General features: G+C 49.4%; 14 protein-coding genes. 7 read left to right on the top strand and 7 right to left on the bottom strand.

The window, feature by feature from the left end; genetic code table 11:
- Positions 1–53 precede the first annotated feature (53 nt).
- Both METBU_RS0103805 and METBU_RS0103800 read right to left on the bottom strand, forming a co-directional pair.
- A complete protein-coding gene (locus METBU_RS0103805; protein ID WP_017839366.1) occupies positions 54–968 on the bottom strand; it encodes a quinoprotein relay system zinc metallohydrolase 2 in 915 nt (304 codons plus the stop codon).
- Positions 969–1,596: 628 nt separating this feature from the next.
- Positions 1,597–2,478, bottom strand: a complete 882-nt coding sequence (locus METBU_RS0103800; protein ID WP_017839365.1) for a LysR family transcriptional regulator — start codon at positions 2,476–2,478, stop codon at positions 1,597–1,599.
- A gap of 253 nt (positions 2,479–2,731) precedes the next feature.
- Here METBU_RS0103800 and METBU_RS0103795 point away from each other — a divergent pair, with 253 nt between their 5' ends.
- The 3 genes from METBU_RS0103795 to METBU_RS0103785 are packed head-to-tail and all read left to right on the top strand — an operon-like array spanning position 2,732 to position 7,485.
- A complete protein-coding gene (locus METBU_RS0103795) occupies positions 2,732–4,438 on the top strand; it encodes an NAD(P)H-dependent oxidoreductase subunit E (protein ID WP_017839364.1) in 1,707 nt (568 codons plus the stop codon).
- A gap of 3 nt (positions 4,439–4,441) precedes the next feature.
- Complete coding sequence (gene fdhF / locus METBU_RS0103790) at positions 4,442–7,216, top strand: formate dehydrogenase subunit alpha (RefSeq protein WP_017839363.1); 2,775 nt, start codon at positions 4,442–4,444, stop codon at positions 7,214–7,216.
- Positions 7,217–7,254: 38 nt separating this feature from the next.
- Complete coding sequence (locus METBU_RS0103785) at positions 7,255–7,485, top strand: hypothetical protein (protein ID WP_017839362.1); 231 nt, start codon at positions 7,255–7,257, stop codon at positions 7,483–7,485.
- 750 nt (positions 7,486–8,235) lie between these two features.
- Here the strand turns inward: METBU_RS0103785 and dapB are convergent.
- From dapB to hrcA, 5 genes are all read right to left on the bottom strand, one after another.
- Positions 8,236–9,042 (bottom strand): 4-hydroxy-tetrahydrodipicolinate reductase, encoded by an 807-nt coding sequence (gene dapB / locus METBU_RS0103775; protein ID WP_026130014.1) that lies wholly within the window; start codon positions 9,040–9,042, stop codon positions 8,236–8,238.
- A 5-nt stretch (positions 9,043–9,047) separates the two neighbouring features.
- Positions 9,048–10,193 (bottom strand): molecular chaperone DnaJ, encoded by a 1,146-nt coding sequence (gene dnaJ, locus METBU_RS0103770; RefSeq protein ID WP_017839359.1) that lies wholly within the window; start codon positions 10,191–10,193, stop codon positions 9,048–9,050.
- Positions 10,194–10,348: 155 nt separating this feature from the next.
- Positions 10,349–12,283: a molecular chaperone DnaK gene (gene dnaK / locus METBU_RS0103765; RefSeq protein WP_017839358.1), complete on the bottom strand. Its 1,935-nt coding sequence runs from the start codon at positions 12,281–12,283 to the stop codon at positions 10,349–10,351.
- A gap of 70 nt (positions 12,284–12,353) precedes the next feature.
- On the bottom strand, positions 12,354–13,001 hold the full coding sequence (grpE, locus tag METBU_RS0103760; protein WP_017839357.1) for a nucleotide exchange factor GrpE: 648 nt from the start codon (positions 12,999–13,001) through the stop codon (positions 12,354–12,356).
- Between the two features lie 68 nt (positions 13,002–13,069).
- The gene (gene hrcA / locus METBU_RS0103755; RefSeq protein WP_017839356.1) at positions 13,070–14,113 is read right to left on the bottom strand and encodes a heat-inducible transcriptional repressor HrcA; all 1,044 of its coding nucleotides are present in this window, start codon (positions 14,111–14,113) and stop codon (positions 13,070–13,072) included.
- Positions 14,114–14,402: 289 nt separating this feature from the next.
- Here hrcA and METBU_RS0103750 point away from each other — a divergent pair, with 289 nt between their 5' ends.
- The 4 genes from METBU_RS0103750 to METBU_RS0103735 all read left to right on the top strand — a co-directional run bounded on the left by METBU_RS0103750 (position 14,403) and on the right by METBU_RS0103735 (position 19,217).
- The gene (locus METBU_RS0103750; RefSeq protein ID WP_017839355.1) at positions 14,403–15,284 is read left to right on the top strand and encodes an NAD(+) kinase; all 882 of its coding nucleotides are present in this window, start codon (positions 14,403–14,405) and stop codon (positions 15,282–15,284) included.
- 9 nt (positions 15,285–15,293) lie between these two features.
- Positions 15,294–16,985: a DNA repair protein RecN gene (gene recN / locus METBU_RS0103745; protein WP_014148354.1), complete on the top strand. Its 1,692-nt coding sequence runs from the start codon at positions 15,294–15,296 to the stop codon at positions 16,983–16,985.
- A gap of 17 nt (positions 16,986–17,002) precedes the next feature.
- On the top strand, positions 17,003–18,028 hold the full coding sequence (locus METBU_RS0103740) for an agmatine deiminase family protein (protein ID WP_017839354.1): 1,026 nt from the start codon (positions 17,003–17,005) through the stop codon (positions 18,026–18,028).
- Between the two features lie 301 nt (positions 18,029–18,329).
- A complete protein-coding gene (locus METBU_RS0103735; RefSeq protein WP_017839353.1) occupies positions 18,330–19,217 on the top strand; it encodes a carbon-nitrogen hydrolase in 888 nt (295 codons plus the stop codon).
- The last annotated feature ends 448 nt before the right edge of the window (positions 19,218–19,665 follow it).

Genomic DNA, 19,665 nt, shown 5'->3' with positions numbered 1-19,665 from the left:
CCCTTCAGCATTTGTCGAAGTTATTTCATGCTCGTTCCTTAATAAACGAAATATCAATCTTCCCATTCCAATTCGGCAAACGCCGCCGTGACGTTTTTTTTATGAAATTCGTCGAACAACTGCCATTGGCCTTTAAATTCATAACCAACCTGCTCGATCGCCTCTTCAATAAATCTTCCGTTTTTAATCATGTTACGAATCTCGGTCAATAAAGTGCCGAGATAACGTTGTTGAGGATCGAGACTCTTCGGCCAATCCGTGACCACTGGCCCGTGCCCGGGAATGACCTGCTTGAATGACTTTTGTTCCAATTCGGCGAGTTCGACCAACCAACCTTTTAAACTGCCGTCGAGAGTCGGCAAATGTCCGATAAAAAACAAATCGCCGAGCCATAAGGTATCGGTCTTCCGGTCGTAGATGCTCAAGTCGTTATCGGTATGCGCGGTCGGATGCGCGGTCAACAGCAATTCCCGCCCCCCCAGATCTAAGAGCAACGTTTTTTCAACCTCTATATCTGGCGGAATGATATGTTCGGCGGTTAATGCCATGCCAATCTGATCTTCTGCCTTATCGATATAGAATTGCCCACGCGCGGCCATTGCTCTGGCTAGTTTATGATGTCCGACAAATTGAGTGCCCGATTCCTTAAATGCGATATTGCCGAAAATATGATCGGGATGAACATGGGTATTAATCACATAACAAATTGGTTTACCAGTCGTTTTGGCAATCGCGCGCTTGAGCGATCTTCCTTCTTCCGGATTACCGCCGGTATCGATCACCGCGACGCAGCGTTCACCGACGATGAAACCGATATTCGCAATCGCACCGTGATTTTTATGGTCGGGCCACTCATGTTTGCCTTGATGCACATAAATACCGTCAGCGACTTGCTCAATGCTCAACACGACGCCGGCATGGGTCGCTACACAAAAAAACGACGAAATGGCAATAATTAAATAACGCAAAACAAACTCCTACTCCCTTTATACTCAAAAATTAGTTAACTTTCATGAAGGTATGGGGTGTGGCTAGCGAGGATGTCGGCAGCAGGGCAGATTTTTGCTCCTCGGCAACTGCTGAGTTACAAGGATGTAACGAATGCAGAAAATGCAGGAGTATTTTTCTGCCCTGCGTTGCCCTAATACACGCCATCCTTGGCGTTCGAAAGCTGCCGTCAAGCCCCCATGGATGGGTTCACGGCGTTCCTCGATAGACACATCCCATACCTTTTATTCTTAGGCGGTTTTTCGATCAAAAGGGAGTAAAATAAATATACCCATCGCAGATCAAAATTCGGCGCCAGGGTGTCCGTCAAAGGACGCCGTGAATACATCCCTGTTGGCTCTATGCCAGCTCCATGCTGGCAAAGCCTTTGTCGCACACCCTGGCGCCTCCTCAGGCACTGCCGAAACTTGAAGTGCGAAAGGTATATTTCATCGCGCGGAGGCGCAGGGAGGCAGAGAATAGTGCGGATAGAGTATGCTTTCCATGGTCATAAACCAATTTCCGACTTTGGTCTCATGCTTTCAAACTATGAGTCGTAATCAAAAAAATCGCTGCCCCCCTGCGCAAGTCATTACAAAGTATCAACCCTCATAAACACAAATCCAAAAAAGCCTGTGTGACTCTGGATCGTATCGCCTTTTTCGGAGCGATGATCTTAAGTTGCCAAATCAAGCCGGACGGCGCATTGAGCCTTCTCGCGACCAAACCCTGCCGTTCGTTTCGCAATGCTTGCGACGAGGCAAAGCCAATTCCCAAGCCCGCGCGTACCGCTTCTTTGATACCCGAGACACCAGTCACTTCAATTGAAATTTTTGGCTGTATTCCCGCCGAAGCCAACCACGTTTCCACTGCTTGCCGGGCGCCTGACCCCGGCTCCCGCCATATCACCTGATATTTCATGAACACATCCAATGGCACAAATTCCGGATAATCTCGGGCAATTTGATGGTCTTCGGGCAAAACTAAAACAATCTCGTCTTCCTGCCAATTGATAACTTGATAATTACCGGGCAGTTCCTGAGCATGGACCGGCCCTTCGATAAAGCCTAAATCCAAATCTTCGAGATTTCTAATGATTTCATCGGTATCGCCGGTCTTCATTCTGACATTAACCCCGGCATGCGAAGTCTGTAATAACACCAAATACTGAGGTAAATAAAAACTGGCGATCGTCGTCGTCGAACCGAGTCTTAAAGTTCCGGCATTAACTTGTTGCAGGCAACGGACGTACTCGCCGGCCTGATTGAAGATATCGGTCATTTGCTGCGCATATTCCAATAAACCTTGTCCCGCAGGTGTCAACTCGATTTGATAACCTTTACGGAAATACAAAGGTTCTCCGATTTGATTTTGCAGTAATTTTAATTGCCCGGAAACTGCCGGTTGCCCCAAATGCAGATACTCCGCAGCTTGCGTAATACTTTTAAAACGAGCCACTATAGCAAAGGTCAACAAATGTGTTGGATTCATAAATTACTGAATAATCATATTAAATAATGTTATTGCAAAATCATTTTAACGACTCGCCCAACTTTCACCAACGCCTTTATCAGCATTTCTGATGATTTTACTCAAAAATGATGAGTTGAAACCTATATCATAGCTAAGTTAAAGTGCTCACACTGAGCATGAACCCGAACATCCGACAACATCGCGAGTTCCTTGAGCATGAACAATTGGCTATAATTCCGCTCTACATGCGGACTATTTGGAGGAAACACCTGTGGCAGTGATCAATATTAGCCCCGAACAGATCAAAAAAAAGAAGCGTCAAGGCCCTAAAGGCCATGCTGTCGATCTTCGGGCACTGGAAGAAGTCAGGACTTTATTGGGCGACGAGTCTCGCCGAAGGGATTTATTGATCGAGCATTTGCATAAGATACAGGACCGTTTCCACCATATTTCTTCGAAGCACTTGGTAGCGCTGGCCAGAGAAATGAACCTGTCTACAGCTGAAGTCTATGAAGTCGCTTCATTTTATCATCACTTCGATATCGTCAAGGAAGGCCAAACACCGCCACCCGATTTAACCATCCGTGTTTGCGAGTCGGTTTCTTGCGAAATGGCGGGCGGCCATGAACTAATCGATGCCTTGGAAACCGTACTCAAAGACAAGGTTAGAATCCAAAAAGTCCCTTGCGTGGGCCGATGCCAACATGCACCCGTCGCCGTAGTCGGCCAAAACCCGATTGATGAAGCGACCACGGAAACCGTCTTAAATACAGTTGCCGAACATGAAATCACAGCGCCGGTTGCCGACTATATCAGCCTCGAACAATACCGATCCGATGGCGGTTATCAAACGCTGAAAAAAGTCATCGAAGGCGACATCAATCCCGAAAGCATCATCAAAAAAATGGAAGATTCGGGCCTTCGCGGTTTGGGCGGCGCCGGTTTTCCGGCCGGCAGAAAATGGCGCATCGTTAAAGGCTTTAAAGGCCCGCGTCTGATGGCCGTCAACATTGATGAAGGCGAACCGGGTACTTTCAAAGACCGACACTATCTCGAACAAGACCCGCACCGTTTTCTCGAAGGCATGCTGATCGCCGCATTAACGGTCGGTTGCGATGAAATCTATGTCTATTTACGAGACGAATACGCAGGCTGCCGCGAAATTCTCACCAAAGAAATCGCCAATCTGCAAAATAACCCGCCGTCAACGGTCTACCGTCTTCCTCCGATTCATTTACGCCGCGGTGCCGGCGCTTATATTTGCGGTGAAGAATCGGCAATGGTCGAATCGATCGAAGGCAAACGCGGCATGCCTCGGCTAAGACCGCCGTTTTTGGCCGAAGTCGGCCTGTTCGGTCGGCCGACGCTCGAACACAATATGGAATCGGTCTATTGGGTGCGTGATATCGTCGAAAAAGGCCCCGACTGGTTCTCCTCACACGGCAGAAACGGCCGTAAAGGCCTTCGTTCGTTCTCGGTATCAGGACGCGTCAACAAACCCGGCGTTCATTTGGCACCAGCCGGTATCACGGTACGCGAGCTAATCGACGAATATTGCGGCGGCATGCTCGACGGTCACGAGTTTTACGGTTACTTTCCTGGCGGCGCTTCCGGCGGAATCTTGCCGGCTTCGATGGGCGACATTCCGCTCGATTTCGATACCTTGAACCCGCACGGTTGTTTCATCGGTTCCGCCGCAGTAATCATTTTTTCCAATCAAGACAGTGCACGTAAGTTGGCATTGAACGCGATGAAATTCTTCGAAGACGAATCGTGCGGTCAATGCACGCCTTGCCGCGTCGGTACCGCAAAAGCGGCCGACTTGATGATGCAAGACAATTGGGACACCGACTTGCTCGAAGAGTTATCCTCAGTCATGGTCGACGCATCGATCTGCGGGCTCGGCCAAGCCGCTCCCAATCCGCTGCGCTGCGTCATCAAGTATTTTCCCGACGAATTAACAAGCACTAGAGGTTAACTCATGGCTGCGAATCCTGAATTTATGAATCAACCGCAAATCGGTTTCAAACTCGACGGTGAGGAAGTTTTCGCTTTTGAAGGCGAAACGATCTTACAGGCTGCAAAACGACACGGTAAAGAAATCCCGCATCTATGTTACTCGGATAATCTGCGCCCCGACGGCAACTGCCGGGCCTGCGTCGTCGAAATCGAAGGCGAGCGAGTACTCGCTCCGTCATGCTGTCGAAAGCCGTCCGAAGGTATGAACATCAAGGCGGAAAGCGAACGCGCAGTCCGTTCGCAAAAATTGGTATTGGAACTGCTCAAATCGGACATGCCGAAGCAGTCCCAATCTCCTTATACCCTGAAATCGGAACTGGATTTTTGGGCCGAAAAAATGGACGTCGGCACGCCTCGTTTCAAAGGCCGTAGCCAACCGCAAGCCGATCTTTCACATCCGGCGATCTCCGTCAATCTTGACGCCTGCATACAATGCACACGCTGTCTTAGAGCCTGCCGCGAAGAACAAATGAACGACGTGATTGGATATGCGAATCGCGGTTCGCATTCCGAAATCGTCTTCGACATCGCCGATCCGATGGGCGCGAGCAGTTGCGTCGCTTGCGGCGAATGCGTCCAGGCCTGCCCGACCGGCGCGTTGATGCCTGCCGGAAATGTCGGTCTGCAAGAAGCCGATAAAACCGTCGATTCGACCTGTCCTTACTGCGGCGTCGGCTGTTTAATCAAATATCATGTCAAAGACAACAAAATCCTTTATACCGAAGGCCGCGACGGTTACACGAATCATTTCCGTCTCTGCGTCAAGGGCCGTTACGGTTTCAATTACATCCACAACCCGTTGCGTCTGACCAAGCCATTGATAAGGCGCGAAGGGGTTCCGAAAAGCACTGAATTACTGGACCCTAATGACTTAGATAAAGAATTCAGGGAAGCAACTTGGGAAGAAGCGCTCGACTTCGCCGCAAACGGTTTGAAAAAAATCCGTGACGAAAAAGGCAAGAAAGCGCTGGCCGGCCTTGGCTCCGCGAAAGGCAGTAACGAAGAGGCCTATTTGTTCCAAAAACTGGTGCGCATCGGCTTCGGTTCGAACAATGTCGACCATTGTACCCGTCTATGCCATGCCTCATCGGTCGTCGCACTGTTGGAATGTTTGGGCTCCGGCGCGGTATCGAACCCGGTTTCCGATGTCGCCCAGGCTGAAGTGATCATCATCATCGGCTCGAATCCGACCGTCAATCATCCGGTCGGCGCGACGTTCATGAAGAATGCGGCCAAACGCGGCACCAAAATTATACTAATGGACCCAAACCGCACCGCGATCGCGAAATACGCGTCACACGTACTGCAATTCCGCCCCGATACCGATGTCGCATTGCTGAACGGTATCATGCATACGATATTGGCTGAAAATCTGCAAAACGACGCCTATATCAAACAATATACCGAAGGCTTCGATCAGATGCGCACGCATCTACGCAATTACAGCCCGGAAAAAGTCGCACCGATTTGCGGTATCGACGCCGAAACCATCAAAGAAGTCGCAAGGCTTTATGCGACTTCGAAAGGATCGATGATCCTTTGGGGCATGGGTGTATCGCAGCATATTCACGGTACAGACAACGCCCGCTGCCTGATCGCGCTGGCTTTGATGACCGGCCAAATAGGGAGACCCGGAACCGGCCTGCATCCGCTGCGCGGTCAAAACAACGTACAAGGGGCATCGGACGTCGGCTTGATTCCGATGGTCTATCCGGATTACGAATCGGTTGAGGATCCGAAATTCCGCGCGAAATATGAAAAACTCTGGAATACGGAACTGGACCCGAAACGCGGCCTGACCACGGTCGAAATGATCCATGCGATACTCGACGGCGAAGTGTTCGGTATGTATATCGAAGGCGAGAACCCGGCAATGTCCGACCCGAACCAAAACCACGCGCGTAAGGCTCTGGCCTCGCTTGAACATTTGGTTGTGCAAGATATTTTCCTAACCGAAACCGCGGGGTTTGCCGACGTCATCCTGCCGGCTTCAGCTTTCTACGAAAAGACCGGCACGTTCTCGAACACCGATCGCCGCGTCCAGATGGGGCGCCAAGCGGTCAACCCGCCGGGCGAAGCAAAACAAGACCTATGGATCATTCAAGAAATCGCAAAACGTTTGGGCTGCGATTGGAATTATCAAGGCCCCGAAGACGTATTCAATGAAATGCGTCAAGCGATGACCAGCATTGCCGGCATGACTTGGGAAAGACTCGAGAATGAGGATTCGTTGACCTATCCGCTCGAAAATGTCGGCGATCCGGGACAACCGATCATCTTCACAGACGGCTTCCCGACCGCGACCGGCAGAGGCAGATTCGTACCGGCCGACTTCATTCATGCAGATGAATTGCCCGACAACGAATATCCCTTGATATTCATCACCGGCCGCCAACTAGAGCACTGGCACACCGGCAGCATGACGCGGCACTCGCCGACGTTGGATGCAATCGAACCCGATCCGGTCGTCAGTCTGCATCCGCTGGATCTGGAGAAACTCGGCGTCGAACCGGGCGGCTTCATCACGGTCGAATCGAGACGCGGCAAACTCAGCGCCTATGCCCGTGCCGAGTTAGGCATACAGAAAGGCACTTTGTTCATGGCCTTCTGCTATAACGAAGCCAGCTCGAACCTAGTCACCAATGACGCGTTAGATCCCGCTGCAAAAATTCCGGAATTCAAATTCTGCGCAGTCAAGGCTTACGCAGGCGGGACACCGGATCAGCGAATAAACTAAGCTCTTACCTTTCTCCCCGGCTTTGTGCCGGGGAACTCATGATCACAGCCAAAGAAACCGGCATGAAAATCCAATTCAAATTGATCTCAGGACTATTAACCATAGCCCTCGCCGCTTGCTCGGATTCCGAACAGCAAACTGACGTTTCTCAACAATCAAAGCTACTCGAAACGCAAACCAAAGCACTTGAGGATGCTAAAAAGATGGAATCATTGCTGCAGGAAAACGCCGATCGAAGAAAGGAACAAATGGAGCAAGAAGGGATTTGAATGTATCGACTCCCACGGAAGACCGTGAAGCAGGAAACAAGTTGTGATCACAACCCGCAATCGAAAAAATAGAATAGGTCCGTTTATCTTTGTAAAGCGTAACCTTGGCGCACCGGTTTCTCAAACTGGAGAGGCTGCGAGGGCATCATAAACCATCAATTCACCATGAAGAACTGCGCTAAAAAATCAACAAACTCAATCTTCAAATCACTTCATGGTACCCATCGAACTTCAAATTTCGGCATTGACGTATGAAGGCGCCGAGGTGTTCGGAAAAGGCTGTGACAGCAGGAATGCTGTCACAGAACCTACATGGACGTATTCACCGCGTCCTTTGACGGACACCCCTGCGTCGAAATTTGACCAGCAAAGAAAGGGGATAAATGCTTTTTCTAAATCGATCCTGATTAGCAAGTTTCTTCAGCTAAAGCCCAAAGATCAGCATATCCCCTAGCAGGACGGGGTTCGCAAGCCATGCGCGTCAAGCTAAAAACGGCCAACCCACATCACGCCATTTCCCAAGCTCCAGCTTCCTGAGACCGACACAACCTCCGCACATTCTCAATCAACCCCGACTCGCTCGTTCAATCTTTCTTGATTGGCGGGAAGCTAGAGCTTCCTGAACAGGTTACCCAAGCTTGAGCTTGGGTAACAGCATATTTTGGTTTTTGCGACTACGACTGGTCCTTGCTCGGACACTTGGCTTCGGCAAGCTGAAGCATCTTGCTAATCAGGAAATCGATTGTGAGATCAATCTTTCAAACCCAACACATCCTGCATATCGTACAAACCGTTCGGTTTGTCTTTCAGCCAGATTGCGGCTCTAACGGCACCGTTCGCGAAGGTCATGCGGCTGCTGGCTTTATGAGTGATTTCGATGCGTTCGCCTTCATCGGCAAACATCACGGTGTGCTCTCCGACGATATCGCCTGCCCGAATCGTCGAAAAACCGATCGTTTTGCGGTCTCTTTCGCCGGTGACACCTTCTCTACCGTAGATCGCGCAATCCTTTAAGTCTCGGCCTAATGCCGATGCGACCACCTCGCCCATGCGTAATGCGGTTCCGGATGGCGCGTCGATTTTATGACGGTGATGGGCTTCGACGATTTCGATATCGGTATAATCACCCATGACTTTCGCGGCCATTTCCAGCAATTTGAGCGATAAATTAACGCCGATACTCATGTTAGGCGCCATTACGATCGGCACTTGTTTTGAAGTCTCGGCGATGACATGTTTTTGCTCTTCGCTATAACCGGTCGTGCCGATCACGATACTTTTTCCTGCTCGGCGACAAATGTCGATATAGTCCATCGACGGTTCCGGCCTCGTGAAATCGATCAACACATCGAACCGGTCTATTACCGATGCTAAATTATCGACTACCTTGACCGCCAACGGGCTGATACCGGCCAACTCTCCGGCATCCTTGCCGATCGATAAGCTGTCCGGCCTTGAAACGGCAACAGTCAATTCGGCGTTATCGGCAAAAGCGGCCGCTTTGATCAAGCACAACCCCATTCTTCCGGAAGAGCCAACTACAGCAATTCTTGTCATCATGATTATCCTGTCAATTTGTCAAAAAAACTTTTCACACCATCCATCCATGAGTGTTCCTGAGGGCTGTGCTGCTTGCCTCCGCCGGTTAGAGACTCGCCGAGTTTTTCGACCATCTCTTTTTGTTCCTTGGTCAAATGCACCGGAGTTTCGATTTGCACGCGACATAGCAAATCGCCGACTGCGCCTCCGCGAACGGGTTTCACGCCTTTGCCGCGCAACCTGAACAATTTACCGGTTTGAGTTTCGGCCGGAATTTTCAATTTGACTCGGCCGTTCAACGTCGGCACCTCCAGTTCCCCCCCTAAACAAGCAGTCGGGAAACTTATCGGCACTTCACAGTACAAATTGGCTCCATCGCGGGTAAATATCGGATGATCCTTGACATGAACTTGAACATATAAGTCGCCGGCCGGTCCGCCGCCCTTGCCGGCTTCACCCTCTCCGGACAAACGAATGCGGTCGCCGGTATCGACGCCGGGAGGTACTTTGACCGACAATGTTTTAGTATCCTGTACCCGGCCCTGTCCATGACATTTCCGGCAAGGGTCTTTGATTTGCTTGCCAGTTCCGCCGCACGTCGGACAGGTTTGTTGAACCGAGAAAAAACCTTGTTGCATCCGAACTTGGCCATGGCCATGACAGGTCGAGCATGTGACCGGAGACGAGCCTTTTCTTGCACCGGATCCATGACACTCGTCACACACCACCATGACCGGCACGCGAATTTTTGCCTCTGTTCCGCCGACCGCTTCCTCTAGGGTTAACTCAAGGTTGTAACGAAGGTCGGCACCACGTTGAGCGCCGCCGCGGGCACGTCCTCCGCCACCAAAAATGTCGCCGAAAACATCGCCGAAGACATCACTAAAACTTTCGCCGCTGAATCCCCCGCCGAAACCGCCCGGCCCACCACCCATCGATGCATCGACGCCGGCATGGCCGAATTGATCGTATGCGGATCTTTTTTTAGGATCGGATAAAACCTCATAAGCTTCTTTAATTTGCTTAAATTTTACTTCGGCTTCGTCAGGATTATCTTTGTTTCTATCCGGATGGAATTTCATTGCCATGCGGCGGTAACTTTTTTTGATTTCCGCGTCGCTGGCGTTTCTGTCGACGCCGAGAAGCTTATAGTAATCTTCTTTTGCCATGTTTTTTATATGATCGTTCGATGCAGGCTTATTATTTTCCGAAGAAATAAAGGCCTGATTGGGTAGGTTTTAAAATACCATACCGTGGTATTTAGATTAAGTTATACACCGGTTGACAAACCGTAATCGACAAGCCAACCGGTACCGGAATAGAATTATTTCTTGTCGTCGTCTTTGACCTCTTCAAACTCGGCATCGACGACACCATCGTCAGCACTAGACGAGCTTTTCGATGATTGCTCACCGGCATCAGCACTACCTTCGGCTTCCGATTTTTGCGCATAAACGCGCTCGGCAAGTTTACCGGACAATTCGGTTAGCGCATTGGTTTTGGCCTCGATAGCCTCTTTATCGCTTCCTTTCAGAACGTCTTTTAATTCATTGATCGCAGTTTCGATTGCCGACTTTTCATCGCCCGAAACCTGGTCACCGAGATCCTTCATCGATTTCTCGGTAGCATTCATGATTCCTTCAGCATGATTACGCGCACTCACCAATTCGGTCACTTTGCGGTCTTCATCGGCATGCGCCTCGGCATCCTTGACCATACGATCGACTTCTTCATCGGATAGACCGCTCGAAGCCTTGATCACAATCGATTGTTTTTTACCGGTCGCTTTGTCTTTAGCCGAGACATTCAAAATACCATTTGCGTCAATATCGAAAGTCACCTCGATTTGCGGAACACCGCGCGGCGCCGGAGGAATATCGGCCAGATCGAAACGCCCCAGTGATTTGTTACCGCTGGCAACCTCCCGTTCGCCTTGTAAAACATGAACCGTTACAGCGGTTTGATTGTCGTCCGCCGTTGAAAAAACCTGCGAAGCATTGGTTGGGATCGTCGTGTTTTTCTCGATCAGCTTGGTCATGACACCGCCCAAGGTTTCGATACCGAGCGATAGAGGCGTCACATCAAGCAACAATACATCTTTGACATCGCCGCCCAATACACCGGCCTGAATCGCAGCACCTAAGGCAACCGCTTCATCCGGATTAACGTCCTTACGCGGTTCTTTGCCGAAGATTGATTTAACGAATTCTTGAACGCGAGGCATTCGAGTCTGACCGCCGACCAAAATCACATCATCGATATCCGATGCAGATAAGCCGGCATCTTTTAGCGCCATTAAACAGGGGCCTTTGGTTTTATCAATCAGGTCATCCACCAAGGATTCCAATTTAGCCCGAGTCAATTTGACATTTAAATGTTTAGGGCCTGTTGCATCAGCCGTGACATAAGGCAGATTGATATCGGTCTGTTGAGAAGACGACAATTCGATTTTGGCTTTTTCGGCAGCTTCTTTAAGTCTTTGTAGGGCCAAAGGGTCGTTGTGCAAATCGATACCATTGTCGCGTTTGAACTCATCAGCCAGAAAGTCAATGATTCTAAGGTCGAAGTCTTCACCGCCGAGGAAGGTATCCCCATTTGTCGACAATACTTCGAACTGATGCTCGCCTTCGATCTCGGCGATTTCAATGATTGAAATATCGAATGTACCGCCACCCAAGTCGTATACGGCAATTTTCATATCGCCTTTCGGTTTGTCCATCCCGAATGCCAGTGCCGCTGCCGTCGGCTCGTTGATGATACGCTTGACGTCGAGACCGGCGATACGACCTGCATCTTTGGTAGCCTGACGTTGAGAATCGTTAAAATAAGCCGGTACGGTAATAACCGCTTCTTTGACTTCCTCGCCTAAATAAGCTTCGGCGTCTTTTTTCAGCTTCATCAATATCCGAGCCGATACTTCGGGCGCGGCCATTTTTTTACCGTGACATTCGACCCAGGCGTCGCCGTTGTCGGCCGGTACGATTTTATAAGGCACCATTTTGATGTCTTTTTGCACGACATCGTCTTTGAATCGGCGGCCGATCAAGCGTTTGATCGCGAACAAGGTGTTTTCGGGATTGGTTACCGCTTGGCGCTTAGCCGATTGTCCGACGAGTACCTCGTCGTCTTTAGTGAAAGCGATGACCGAAGGCGTGGTTCTAGCGCCTTCGCTATTCTCGATCACGCGTGCGGTGCCGTTTTCGAGCACAGCCACGCAAGAATTGGTGGTTCCTAAATCTATTCCGATTATTTTAGCCATTGATTGCTCCAGACTTGAGAGTGTATTTAAAATTTTAGTTGTTTACGATATGGGGGCTGTTTTAAAGCGTTCAAGCCTGTTCATCGATTTTTGGTGTTTCTTGCGGAGGGTTATCGTCGGCCTTGGCGACAACAACCATTGCCGGGCGCAACAACCGTCCATTCAATACATAGCCCTTCTGAAATACATTAATGACCGAGTTCGGTTCGGCATCGGCGGATGGTTGCATCGCCATCGCCTGATGAAGCTCAGGATCGAACGGTTGTCCGAGCGGATTAACCACTTCTATATTGAATTTAGAAAAAACGGCTTCGAATTGTTTTAATGTCAGTTCGCTGCCTTCTCGAAACTTTTGCACTTCGGGGCTGTCGCCGATAGCGGCTTGCAAACCAAGCTCCAAACTATCGACGACAGTTAATAATTCTTTGGCAAAATTTTCCAACGCAAACTTATGAGCGTTTTCCAAATCCTTTTGGGTTCTTCTTTTCAGGTTTTCCATTTCCGCTTGTATGCGCAGAACTTTGTCCCAATTTTCCGTAGCCTTTTGTTCGGCCTCCTCGAGCTTTTGCGACAACTCTTCGACATTTACCTTTTGAGCCGCCTGCGGCTGACTGCTATCGTCTACATTGCTATCTAGCTGCGCGCTGGCGCTTTGCGCCGAAATGACATCAGCTTGCTCGTCCGTTGCCTTTTCCGGCAACTCCTGCTCGTTACTCATTATTAAACTCCGGTTTAAATAAAAACGGTCCGCTTCCGCGGAAAACTTCATGTCAAGGAATGTGGGGCTTATGTTTTAGGATTCAAGGCCGCGCCTAATAATTTTGCCGTAATATCGACAAAAGGAATCACTTTTTCATAAGCCATTCGGGTGGGTCCTATTACACCTAAAACGCCGACCACTTGTTCGTTAATCGAGTACGGGGCGGTGACTAAACTGCATTGTTCGAATGCGTGATAACCTGATTCTTCACCGATAAAAATTTGCACGCCTTCGGCATTTAAGCATTGATCTAGCAAATGGATAACACCGCGTTTTTGACTAAAAGCATCGAACAGCTCCTTAAGCCTATCCATGTCCGATAACTCGGAAAATCCCATTAAATTGGTCTCGCCGCTTAGCACATAATCTTCATCCGACTTTTCAGGATCGAGCGCCAACTTGGCCATTTCTACCGCGTCCAACATTTCCCTGTTCATTCGCTCTTGAGCGTCCTTGAGTTCTTTCAGTACGGCTTTTCTAACTGCGGCTAGACTTAACCCGGAATAGACGGAATTTAAATAATTAGCGGCTTGCTGCAATTGAGCGGGCGTAAATTGCTTTGAGGTATGGAGGATTTTATTATGCACTTCCTGTTCGTTAGTCACGAAAATGACCAATACACGGGTGTTGGATAACGGCAAAAACTCGATATGGCGTAGACTGACCAGTTCGCGCTTGGGCAATGTCACGACACCGGCCATGCGCGTGACGTCGGATAATATCCTTGATGCCACACCGATGACATCATTGACGTTATCTTTGGCAATTAAATTTTTGCGTAACAGCTTAAGTTCTTCAGAGTCCAGAGGCTTAACAGTCAGCAGCGAATCGATGAACAAACGATAGCCGCTTACGGTTGGCACCCGGCCAGCACTGGTGTGCGGAGAACGAATCAAACCCATGTCTTCCAGATCGGCCATGACATTACGAATCGTTGCCGGACTCAATTTCAATTCGGTATCCTTAGACAATGCGCGCGATCCTACCGGTTGTCCGTCTTGGATATAACGTTCAACCAATGCTTTCAATAATTGCAGCGATCTTTCGTTCAACACCTGATTGTTACTCACATTAAACCCTCTAGCGTATTAGCACTCTACCCCATCGAGTGCCAACCGCGCAAATTAGCAGCTCACCCTCTGCTTGTCAATACTAGCAAATACAATAAAAACACCCACTTAGCATAACTCGCGTAATACCCCCCATCACAGCCCACACCACACCACACCCCTCCCCTTTCCCCTTTCCCCTTTCCCCTTTCACCTTTCACCTTTCACCTTTCTCATCTTTCATCTTTAAAACCTCATCCCTTGACTTATTGAGTATAATTCGAACAAATCCTTTCCCAGATTAACGACCATGCACAGCCCATTCAAAACCATCGGTATTATCGGTAAAGCCAGCGATCCCGGCATTGCCGATACTTTAGCGATACTTTACCGCTACCTCAAACAGCACGACTATGCCGTCGTAGTAGACCGTTTGAGCGCTCAATTTATAACGGAATCCGGCATTGAAAGCTGTGCCATCGAGACTATCGGAGAGCGCTGCGACCTGATTATCGCCGCCGGTGGCGACGGCACGTTTTTATCCGCCGCGCGGGCAATCGCCGAATACGACATTCCACTGATCGGGATCAATTTGGGCCGACTCGGGTTTCTGGTCGACATTTCGCCGTATGAATTATTACCCAAGCTCAATAACATTTTAACCGGCCAATATAGCGAAGAAAGGCGCTATCTATTGCGAACCAAAGTCATTCGCGACCATCGGGTATTTAACGAACAAACCGCCGTAAACGAAGTCGTCGTGCATCGCTGGGTCACGCCGAGCATGATAGAAATCGTCACGCACATTAACGGGGTCTATCTGAATTCGCAACGATCCGACGGCATGATCGTCTCGACCCCGACCGGTTCGACCGCTTATTCATTGTCGGCGGGCGGCCCGATTTTGCACCCGTCTCTAAATGCCTTGGTTTTGGTACCGCTTAATCCTCATACGCTATCGAATCGCCCGATCGTCATCGACGATTCGGCCGAAATCGAAATCAGCTTTTGTCAAACCAAACAAATCAATGCCTTGGTTACTTGCGATCATCTCGAAATACCCGAAGTATTGATCAGTGATAAAATTTTGATTAAAAAAGACCCGAAACCGATTAGAATTCTCCATCCCGAAGGACACGACTTTTTTGAAATCCTCAGAAAAAAACTCAACTGGAGCGGCGGTTATCCTTAACTCATTCTCATGCTACTAAATCTTTCCATTAACGACCTGGCTGTCGTCAAAACATTAAACCTGGATGTAAACACCGGCATGTCGGTATTGACAGGCGAAACCGGCGCCGGCAAATCGATTTTATTGACCGCACTTGGCTTGGCGCTAGGCGATCGGGCCGATTCCGGCTATATCCGGCCAAATAGCAAGCGTGCAGAAATCAATTTGGAATTCGATTTATCGGATGCCCCTCTGGCAAAAAAATGGCTTGAAGAAAACGAGCTGGATGATGATCAACACTGCCTGATTAGGCGCGTCATCAACCATGACGGCCGATCAAAAGCCTATATCAACAATCGCCCGGTTACATTGCAAACCTTACAAGAACTCAGTGAAAAGCTAGTTGAAATACACGGACAGCATGCGCATTTGACTTTACTCCATAGCGATGAACAGCGCCGATTGCTAGACGTTTTTGCCGGCAATCAAGCCCTACTAGACCAAGTCGATACCCACTTCCACCAATGGCAACAAACCCACAAGGAACTACAAGCTCTGAAAAAAGCCAGCGCGGACAGAACCGAGCGCGAAGAATTACTGCGCTACCAGCTCGACGAATTGCAGCAACTCGACTTGAACAATTTCAATTATGCCGAACTAACAGAAGAACACAGCAAACTAGCCCACCTCGAAGAAATCCTAGCGACCGGGCATCGGCAGCTTGATTTACTCTACGAAAACGACGAACAATCGCTCAACCGGTTGCTGCTACAATCGACTCATGCCTTGAACGATTTAACGCGTTTTGCGCCGGATATCGAATCTATCAACGGCATTTTAAACGAAGCGCAAATTCAGATCGAGGAAGCCGCGCACCAATTACGCCGCTATTTGGATAGCCTGGAGGCAGACCCCTTGCGCTTGGAGTCACTGGAAAACCAAATCGGCATCATTCAAAGCCTCTGCCGTAAACACCATGTACAACCCGAGGAATTGCCGGAACTGGCCTTCGGTCTCGAGCAGGAATTGAACAATCTGACCCACAGTGGCGAGCGCATCGAAGAATTAACCGAAAAAACCGAGAGGCTACTTGCTGCATACCATGAATTAGCCGCTCAATTAACTCGAAAACGCCAACAAGGCGGCCAGCTATTGCAAGAACGGATTTCGGCGATGATCAAGGAGCTTGGCATGCCGCAAGGCGATTTCATCGTACAAGTTTCACCGCTAGGTGCTACACACCCACGCGCCGATGGCCAAGATAAAGTGGAATTTCTGGTTAGCGCCAATCCTGGCCTTCCGGCCAAGCCTTTATCAAAAGTTGCATCCGGCGGAGAACTATCACGAATCAGCCTTGCTATTCAGGTTACAACCAGCCATGACAAAACCACGCCGACGATGATCTTCGACGAAGTCGACTCCGGGATCGGCGGCGGCATTGCCGAAATCGTCGGACAAAAATTGCGCGCTTTGAGTCTCAATCGGCAAGTCATGTGCGTTACACATCTACCTCAAGTCGCATCGCAAGCCCATCATCATTTGTATGTCTCCAAAAATAACCGGAGCGATATCACGACATCCAATGTCAGGCCGCTAGCCCCCGAAGAACGCGTCGAAGAAATCGCTCGCATGCTCGGCGGCGTTAACATTACCGAAAACACCTTGGCCCATGCCCGAGAAATGCTTTTTCAATCGATCTCCGACACTTCGTCGACTTTATAACATAGGAAAAACAAAAAATGATCCGTTTTCCAGCAGAATGGGAAAAACAATCCGCCGTACTGATTGCATGGCCTGATCAATCCGGCGATTTCGGGGGGAATCTCAACGACGTCGAACAAAGCTATCGCTTCATCGCCGAAACGATCTGCCGTTATGAATCGTTGATCATCTTGTGCAAGAGCGCTGTTCAGCAACGACATATCGAAACGCTGTTACCAGTCGAAAAATCCGGTATCCGTTTCATACATGCCTATTACAACGATATCTGGGTTAGAGATACCGCATTTCTGACCGTCGAAAAAGACGGCAAGCCGCTATTGCTAAATTTCCGTTTCAACGGCTGGGGCGGCAAATACGAACATGCGGCCGACAATGCCTTGAATCGGAATTTACTGAAACACGCCCCGTTCGCAAGCAACCCGCATCTCGACATCGACATGGTACTTGAAGGCGGCAGCGTCGAAAGCGACGGCGAAGGCACGATATTGACGACCAAACAATGCCTGCTCAATCCGAACCGGAATCCGGAATTGAACAGGGATCAAATCGAGGCGCAATTACAAAAGCATTTCGGCGCCGAACGCGTATTGTGGATCGATCAGGAAAATCTCGACGGCGATGACACCGATGCCCATATCGACACGCTCGCCCGCTTCTGCAGTTCCGACACAATCGCCTATACTAGCAGCAACGATCCGTCCGAGAAGCATTACCAAAGCCTAAAAAACATGGAGGCACAGCTTAAGGCCATGAAAATGATTAGCGGCGAACCGTACAAGTTGGTTGCGCTGGATTTGCCGAAACCGATTTTCGACGCAGACGGCAAGCGTTTACCCGCCAATTACTCGAACTTTCTGATCATTAATGATGCGGTCATGGTTCCAGTTTACGACGATCCAATGGATCAAACCGCCGTCGATAAACTAGCCGAATGTTTCCCTCAACACGAAATCATTGCCACGCCCTGCCGGCCGATCGTGCATCAATACGGCAGCCTGCATTGCATGACGATGCAGTTTCCGGCAACTATCTCGACAGATTAAGGAATAAGGATTTCGTGATAAATAACGTCGAGGAACTACGGGCTTTGCTGAGGGTTCGGTAACTCGCCTGATAAGGCGCCATGAATTTTATCCCGCAAAGGGTATAACTGCGCCCGGCAATTGGCGATATAATACCGAACTTCTTCGAACAGCCGTCATATCTCACAATCATGAAATCGAACTTCATCGCCCCGTCAAGCTTTGCTTGTATACACACCAAGCAGAGCTTGGACTATATACACTCCCAAGCTAGGGCTTGGGAGCGAGAGATTTTTCCGAACCGCAGTCATACATCATAATCATGAGCTCGAACATCATCGTCAGCGCGATTCAACAACCTTGTAACGCCGACAAAGCCGGCAATCTAAATCTATCGATCGATTTAATCAAAGAGGCCAAACAATCCGGAGCCAACTTGGCCGTTTTGCCGGAACTACATTTAGGCCCGTATTTTTGCCAGAATGAAGATTTTAACTGCTTCGCCACGGCCGAACCGATTCCAGGACCGAGTACCGAAATACTGTCTCAAGCCGCCAAGGATCAAGAGATCGTCATCGTATCGACAATATTCGAAAAGCGCGCGCCGGGCCTTTATCACAATACTGCCGTCGTATTCGACACAGACGGCAGCATCGCCGGCAGATACCGAAAGATGCATATTCCCGACGATCCCGGTTATTATGAAAAATATTACTTCACACCCGGCGACATCGGTTTTAAACCGATAGAGACCTCGATCGGTAAATTGGGCGTGATGGTTTGCTGGGATCAGTGGTATCCGGAAGGCGCCCGTTTAATGGCCTTGGCAGGCGCCGATATTTTGATTTATCCGACCGCGATCGGTTGGGATCCTGCCGATACTAACGACGAAAAGCAGCGCCAACTCGACGCATGGATCACGATTCAACGCGCGCACGCGATCGCTAACGGACTACCGGTCGTTTCGTGTAACCGCATCGGATTCGAAGCATCGCCCGATGACGCCTCGACCGGCATCGAATTCTGGGGCAACAGCTTCATCACCGGTCCGCAAGGCGAATTTCTCGCGCAAGCCGGAACCAGCGAACAAATCATCTTGACTAAGGAATTGGACCGCGCGCGTAGCGAGCGCGTCAGACAAATTTGGCCCTATCTGCGCGACCGAAGAATTGACGAGTACGGCAATTTAATTAAACGATTTATCGATTAATTAGCCTATACCCATCGCCCTTCAAATTTCAACATTGACGCATGGAGGCGCTTGGATGTTCGGCAAAGGCTTTGACAGCAGGGATGCTTGCTGTCACAGAGCCTACATGGACGTATTCACGGCGTCCTTTGACGGACCCCCGGCGCCGAAATTTGACCAGCAAAGGGTATAGAAAAAGCATTTCGCCATGAAGATCATGAATAATAAAAAGTTAATTCAATAACTTGTTATGCTTTTGTATAGAACTTTCGCTCACCCAAGAGGTTAGCGGAAATGTTTAGGCAATCTCTTGAAATACTTAATAGACTTCATGTGCTTCATGGTTAAACTGCCGAATTCTGTATTATCGGCATATCGAAAAGTATAACTTTCGCACTTCAAACTTCGGGACTAGCTCATAGAGGCACAAAGTTTCGGCGGATTTTTGCTCCTGCAAAATCCGCATTCG

Origin of the sequence: Methylotuvimicrobium buryatense 5G (assembly GCF_000341735.1) — a bacterium.
In the GTDB taxonomy this organism is placed as follows: Bacteria; Pseudomonadota; Gammaproteobacteria; order Methylococcales; family Methylomonadaceae; genus Methylotuvimicrobium; species Methylotuvimicrobium buryatense.
The sequence above is the reverse complement of the archived record's forward strand: the minus strand, read 5'-3'. Positions and strand labels throughout refer to the sequence as shown.

Excerpts from the sequence above, each read along its gene's own strand:
- METBU_RS0103800 (WP_017839365.1), bottom strand. The coding sequence starts at position 2,478 with ATGAATCCAACACATTTGTTGACCTTTGCTATAGTGGCTCGTTTTAAA.
- fdhF (WP_017839363.1), top strand. The coding sequence starts at position 4,442 with ATGGCTGCGAATCCTGAATTTATGAATCAACCGCAAATCGGTTTCAAA.
- METBU_RS0103785 (WP_017839362.1), top strand. The coding sequence starts at position 7,255 with ATGATCACAGCCAAAGAAACCGGCATGAAAATCCAATTCAAATTGATC.
- dapB (WP_026130014.1), bottom strand. The coding sequence starts at position 9,042 with ATGACAAGAATTGCTGTAGTTGGCTCTTCCGGAAGAATGGGGTTGTGC.
- dnaJ (WP_017839359.1), bottom strand. The coding sequence starts at position 10,193 with ATGGCAAAAGAAGATTACTATAAGCTTCTCGGCGTCGACAGAAACGCC.
- dnaK (WP_017839358.1), bottom strand. The coding sequence starts at position 12,283 with ATGGCTAAAATAATCGGAATAGATTTAGGAACCACCAATTCTTGCGTG.
- grpE (WP_017839357.1), bottom strand. The coding sequence starts at position 13,001 with ATGAGTAACGAGCAGGAGTTGCCGGAAAAGGCAACGGACGAGCAAGCT.
- METBU_RS0103750 (WP_017839355.1), top strand. The coding sequence starts at position 14,403 with ATGCACAGCCCATTCAAAACCATCGGTATTATCGGTAAAGCCAGCGAT.
- recN (WP_014148354.1), top strand. The coding sequence starts at position 15,294 with ATGCTACTAAATCTTTCCATTAACGACCTGGCTGTCGTCAAAACATTA.
- METBU_RS0103740 (WP_017839354.1), top strand. The coding sequence starts at position 17,003 with ATGATCCGTTTTCCAGCAGAATGGGAAAAACAATCCGCCGTACTGATT.
- METBU_RS0103735 (WP_017839353.1), top strand. The coding sequence starts at position 18,330 with ATGAGCTCGAACATCATCGTCAGCGCGATTCAACAACCTTGTAACGCC.